The sequence below is a fragment of the Methylobacterium sp. Leaf118 genome, assembly GCF_920984675.1.
Lineage (GTDB): Bacteria > Pseudomonadota > Alphaproteobacteria > Rhizobiales > Beijerinckiaceae > Methylobacterium.
Genome location: NZ_CAKLBV010000112.1, coordinates 1 through 4,862, shown reverse-complemented (window position 1 = coordinate 4,862; position 4,862 = coordinate 1). Strand labels below are relative to the sequence as shown.

General features: G+C 73.5%; 2 protein-coding genes and 1 pseudogene. 1 reads left to right on the top strand and 2 read right to left on the bottom strand.

The window, feature by feature from the left end; all coding sequences use genetic code 11:
- A pseudogene (locus LW587_RS23520) lies at window positions 1–358 on the top strand (M10 family metallopeptidase C-terminal domain-containing protein); the annotation flags it as partial.
- Between the two features lie 239 nt (window positions 359–597).
- On the opposite strand, the gene LW587_RS23515 reads toward LW587_RS23520, so the two are convergent.
- Both LW587_RS23515 and LW587_RS23510 read right to left on the bottom strand, forming a co-directional pair.
- A complete protein-coding gene (locus LW587_RS23515) occupies window positions 598–3,816 on the bottom strand; it encodes an error-prone DNA polymerase (RefSeq protein WP_232631998.1) in 3,219 nt (1,072 codons plus the stop codon).
- A 5-nt stretch (window positions 3,817–3,821) separates the two neighbouring features.
- Window positions 3,822–4,862 (bottom strand): DNA polymerase Y family protein (locus LW587_RS23510; protein ID WP_232631997.1); only part of this gene is annotated, 1,041 nt, incomplete at its 5' end.

Below are 4,862 nucleotides of genomic sequence, written 5' to 3'. Positions count from 1 at the left end.
CGTGATCAACGGCGGCTGGGGCAACGACGTGCTGACGGGTCGGGGCGGGGCCGACACCTTCGTCTTCGCCAACGCGCTCGGCTACAACAACATCGATCGCATCACCGACTTTGCCGCCGAGGACACGATCCAACTCTCGAAGAGCCTCTTCACGGCCCTGACGACGGGCGCGCTCGACCCGGCTGCCTTCAAGAACATCACCACCGGCATGATCGATGCGGATGACCGCGTCCTCTACAAGCAATCGACCGGCGAACTGTTCTACGACGCGGACGGTGCGGGCAGTGGCCTGAAGGTGAAGGTTGCGGTGTTCGACAACAAGGCCGCACTCACGGCCGACGATGTCTTCATCGTGTGAGGCAGTCTAGAGCCGTGTCCGATCACGTTGAAACCTGAGAACGGCTCTCAGTTTTTGTTTTGTCGCGCTCTCTTAAGCCGAACCGGTGGCGACTTCGGCGGAGAGCGCTCTTGGGAACATCACCGCCCCGGCTTCGGTCCGGTGGGGCCAGGGTCGACCATGAACTGGCTTGACCATGCCGAGGGCCGTGGAGGGGCGTCGACAGCCCTGCGCCTGGTGAGGCTGACCGGGTTTGGACCCTAACGAAAGTTCCGGGCCGGCAGGCGGAGGGCGCCGCCTGCCCTCTCGTCGGCGCGGTCCCGCGCGGGCGCGGCGTCCCAAGGCGCGGTATCCAGGGGCGCGCCGTTCGTCCGTTGGGGCAGCGAGGCCAGCATCCGGGTGAGGTCGGCGAGCCCCTCGGTCACCACATGCACCACGATGCCCTGGCGCTGGACGCGCCCCTGCACGCCCATCACGCCGGCGGTCAGGATCAGGCGGCGGTGGCGCTCGAACACCGCCGGCCAGACGATGAGGTTGGCGATGCCGGTCTCGTCCTCCAGGGTGACGAACATCGTCCCCTTGGCCGAGCCCGGCCGCTGGCGCATCAGCACGAGCCCGGCCAGACGCACCGTCCGGCCGGGGCGGGCCTCGTCGAGCACGCCGCAGGGCCGGTAGCCCTGGGCGGCGAGGTCGCCCCGCAGGAAGGCCAGCGGGTGCCCGCGCAGGCTCAGGCCCGTGGCGCGGTAATCCTCCGTCACCGCCCGGCCCGCCGTCATGGGGGGAAGCGCCACCGCCGGCTCGACGGTTTCCGGGCGGACCTGCCCCTCGCGCGCGTCGGCGGCCGCGAACAGGTCGAGCGGGCGCTCCGCCAGCCCGCGGATCGCCCAGAGGGCGGCGCGCCGGTCGAGGCCGAGGGCCCGGAAGGCGTCCGCCGCCGCGAGCCGCCGCAGGGGCGCCGCCGGGACCCCCGCCCGCCGCCACAACGCCTCGACGCTGCCATAGCCCCCGGACGGCCGCGCCGCGACGAGCCGGGCCGCGTCGGCCTCCGACAGGCCGCGGGCCATGCGCAGGCCCTGGCGCACCGCGAGCCAGCGCCCGCCCGCGGGCTCCAGGGTACAGTCCCAGGCCGAGGCGTTCACGCAGACCGGCCGCACCGGCACGCCGTGGTCGAGGGCGTCGCGCACGAGCTGGGCGGGGGCGTAGAAGCCCATCGGCTGCGCGTTCAGCAGCGCGCAGCAGAACACGTCCGGATGGTGGCATTTCACCCAGGACGAGGCGTAGGCGAGCAGGGCGAAGGAGGCCGCGTGGCTCTCCGGGAAGCCGTAGGAGCCGAAGCCTTCGAGCTGCTTGAAGGTGCGCTCGGCGAAGTCCGGGTCGTAGCCGTTGCCGACCATGCCGGCGACCAGCTTGTCGCGGAACTTCGAGACGCCCCCCGTGAACTTGAAGGTCGCCATGGCCCGGCGCAGCTGGTCCGCCTCGTTCGGCGTGAACCCGGCGGCGACGATGGCGACCCGCATCGCCTGTTCCTGGAACAGCGGTACGCCGAGCGTCTTGCCGAGCACGTCGCGCAGCGCCTCGCTCGGGTAGGTGATCGTCTCGCGCGCCTCGCGGCGGCGCAGATACGGGTGGACCATGTCGCCCTGGATCGGGCCGGGCCGCACGATCGCCACCTGCACGACGAGGTCGTAGAATCGGTCCGGCTTCATCCGCGGCAGCATCGCCATCTGGGCGCGGCTCTCGATCTGGAACACGCCCACCGTGTCGGCGCGCCGGATCATCGCGAAGGTCGCCGGATCGTCCCCGTTCCGGGTGATCGCCTCGATCGAGGTCGGCGCCTCCGTCCGGTGTTCGGAGAGCAGGGCGAAGGCGCGGCGCAGGCAGCCGAGCATGCCTAACCCGAGCACGTCGACCTTCATGAAGCCGAGCGCGTCGATGTCGTCCTTGTCCCATTCGAGGGTCTGGCGGTCGGCCATGGTCGCCGGGCAGACCGGGCAGAGCTCGTCGAGCCGGGTCAGGGTCAGCACGAAGCCGCCGGGATGCTGGCCGAGATGGCGCGGCGTGCCGACCAGCTGGCGGGCGAGGTCCAGGGTCAGCCGCAGGCGGCGATCCGCGAGGTTGAGGTTGAGCTCCGACGCCTGACGTTCGCCGACGCCCTCGCCCGACCAGCCCCAGACGAGGCCGGCGAGCGCGCCGGTCACGTCCTCGGGGACGCCGAGCGCTTTCCCGACCTCGCGCACCGCCCCGCGGGGGCCGTAGCGGATCACCGTGGCGCAGAGCGCGGCGCGGTGGCGCCCATAGGTCTCGAAGACCCACTGGATCACCTCCTCGCGGCGCTCGTGCTCGAAATCGACGTCGATGTCCGGCGGCTCGCCGCGGGTCTCCGAGATGAAGCGCTCGAACAGCAGGCCCTGGCGGAGTGGATCGATCGCAGTGATGCCGAGCACGTAGCAGACCGCCGAGTTCGCCGCCGAGCCGCGGCCCTGGCAGAGGATGCCCCGCCCGCGCGCGAAGCGGACGATGCTGTCGACGGTGAGGAAGTAGGGCGCGTAGGCCAGCCGCTCGATCAGGGTCAGCTCGTGCCGGATCTGCGCCGCCACCGTGTCGGGCAGGCCGCCGGGATAGCGCGCGGCGGCCCCCGCCCAGGCCAGGGCCTCGAGCCGGTCCTGCGCCGCGATGCCGTCGTCCGACGCCTCCGTCGGGTAGCTGTAGGTGAGTTCGTCGAGGGAGAAGCGGCAGCGCTCCGCGATCTCGCCGGTGCGCGCGAGGGCGTCGGGATGCCGGGCCATCAGCCGCTCGGCCTCCGCCGGGGCCACGAGATGGCGGCCGGCATGGCTCTCGCGGTCATGGCCGAGCCGGTCGACGCAGGTGCCGAGGCGGATCGCGGCCACGACGTCCTGAAGGCTGCGCCGGCCGGGATCGTGGTAGAGTACGTCGCCGGTCGCGACGGTCGGCACCCGCGCGGCCCAGGCCTGCTCCGCGACCGCCTCCAGCCGCAGGGCGTCGTTCGGGCGGTAGCGGCGGGTCAGCGCGCAATAGGCGCGGTCGCCGAACAGCCCCTTCAGGCGGGCGAGGTCGGCGCCGAGCGCCGCGTCGGGCCGCTCGGCGAGCCGCACGGCGACGAGACCGGCGCCCCATTCGGCGAGATCGTCCCAGTGCAGGCGGCAGCCGCCCTTTCCGGCGCGCGCCTTGCCGAGGCTCAGGAGGCGGCACAGCCGCCCGTAGGCGGCCCGGTCCGTGGGATAGATCAGGAGCGCCGGCGCGCCGGGCTCGGTCAGGTCGAGCCGGCAGCCGACGACGAGGCGCAGGCCCGTCTCCCGCGCCGCCGCATGCGCCTGGACGATTCCGGCGAGCGAGGCCCGGTCGGTCACGGCGAGGGTGGTGTGGCCGAGCAGGGCCGCGGTGGCAAACAGCTCCTGCGGCGAGGAGGCGCCGCGCAGGAACGAGAAATGCGTGGTGAGCTGAAGCTCGGCATAGGCCATCCCGGTCAGGCCTCGCCCAGGCCGTGCAGCCACCAGCGCCCGCCCGCATCCGCCGGCGCGTCGCGGAACAGCCAGAAGCGGTCGCCGGTCGCGATCTCGACCCGGTAATAGTCGCGGATCAGCCCCTGCTCGGCCTCCGAGACCCACCACTCGCCATGCACCCGCTCCGGCCCGTCGGCCCGGGCGACCCGCAGGCGGCGTCCGCGCCACACGAACAGGGCCGGCGGATGGTCGGGGGCGAGCGCCGTGACCGCCACGGGTTCGGGCGGGTGCAGCAGGCGGGCGGGCCGCGGCAGATCGGCGGGCCAGTCGGCCTCCGCCGTCGCCAGGGGGGCGAGGCGGCGGAACGAGCGCTCCGGCAGGGCGCTGGCGGTGGCGCCGAGGCGGTAGACCCGTTCCGGCCCCAGCCGGGTGCCGAGCCGGTCGACGAGTTCGGCGAGATCGGCCTCGGCCGCAGCTCCTTCCAGCGCCCCGAGCCCGGCCTGGGCGGCGTCGAACCACTCGGTGCGGGTGGCGGAGAGAATCGCCTCGTCGATGCCGAAGCCGGGATCGACCAGCGCCAGCCGCTCGGTGAAGAGCCCCAGGATGTGGCGCACGGTCCGGTTCGGCCGGGCGGTGGCGACGCGGACCCCCTGGCTGGTGCCGTCGACCCGGCGGAACACGAGGTCGAGGCGGCGCGCCCCGAGCCCGCGCCGCTCCAGCACCGCGCAGAGTTCGGCGAGCAGCCGCTCGGTCACCCGCGCCAGGGTCTCGGGAGCGCCGATCGGCTCCGCGAAGGCCAAGCGGGCGCGCGGCACCTCGGGCAGATCGAGATAGGCCAGCGGCTCGGGGGCGTGGCCCAGCGCCTGGTCGAGACGGGCGGACGGCTCGGGGCCGAAGCGCAGGCGCAAGGGGGCGCGGGGCTTGGCGGCGAGCTGGCCGACCCGCTCGATGCCGAGCTGGACCAGCCCCTCGACGCAGTCCCGCGGCAGGCGCAGGGCCCGCAGCGGCAGTTCGGCGATCGCCGCCGCCTGACAGCCCGGTGCCACGATGCGCTCCCGCGGGGC

Excerpts from the sequence above, each read along its gene's own strand:
- LW587_RS23515 (WP_232631998.1), bottom strand. The coding sequence starts at position 3,816 with ATGGCCTATGCCGAGCTTCAGCTCACCACGCATTTCTCGTTCCTGCGC.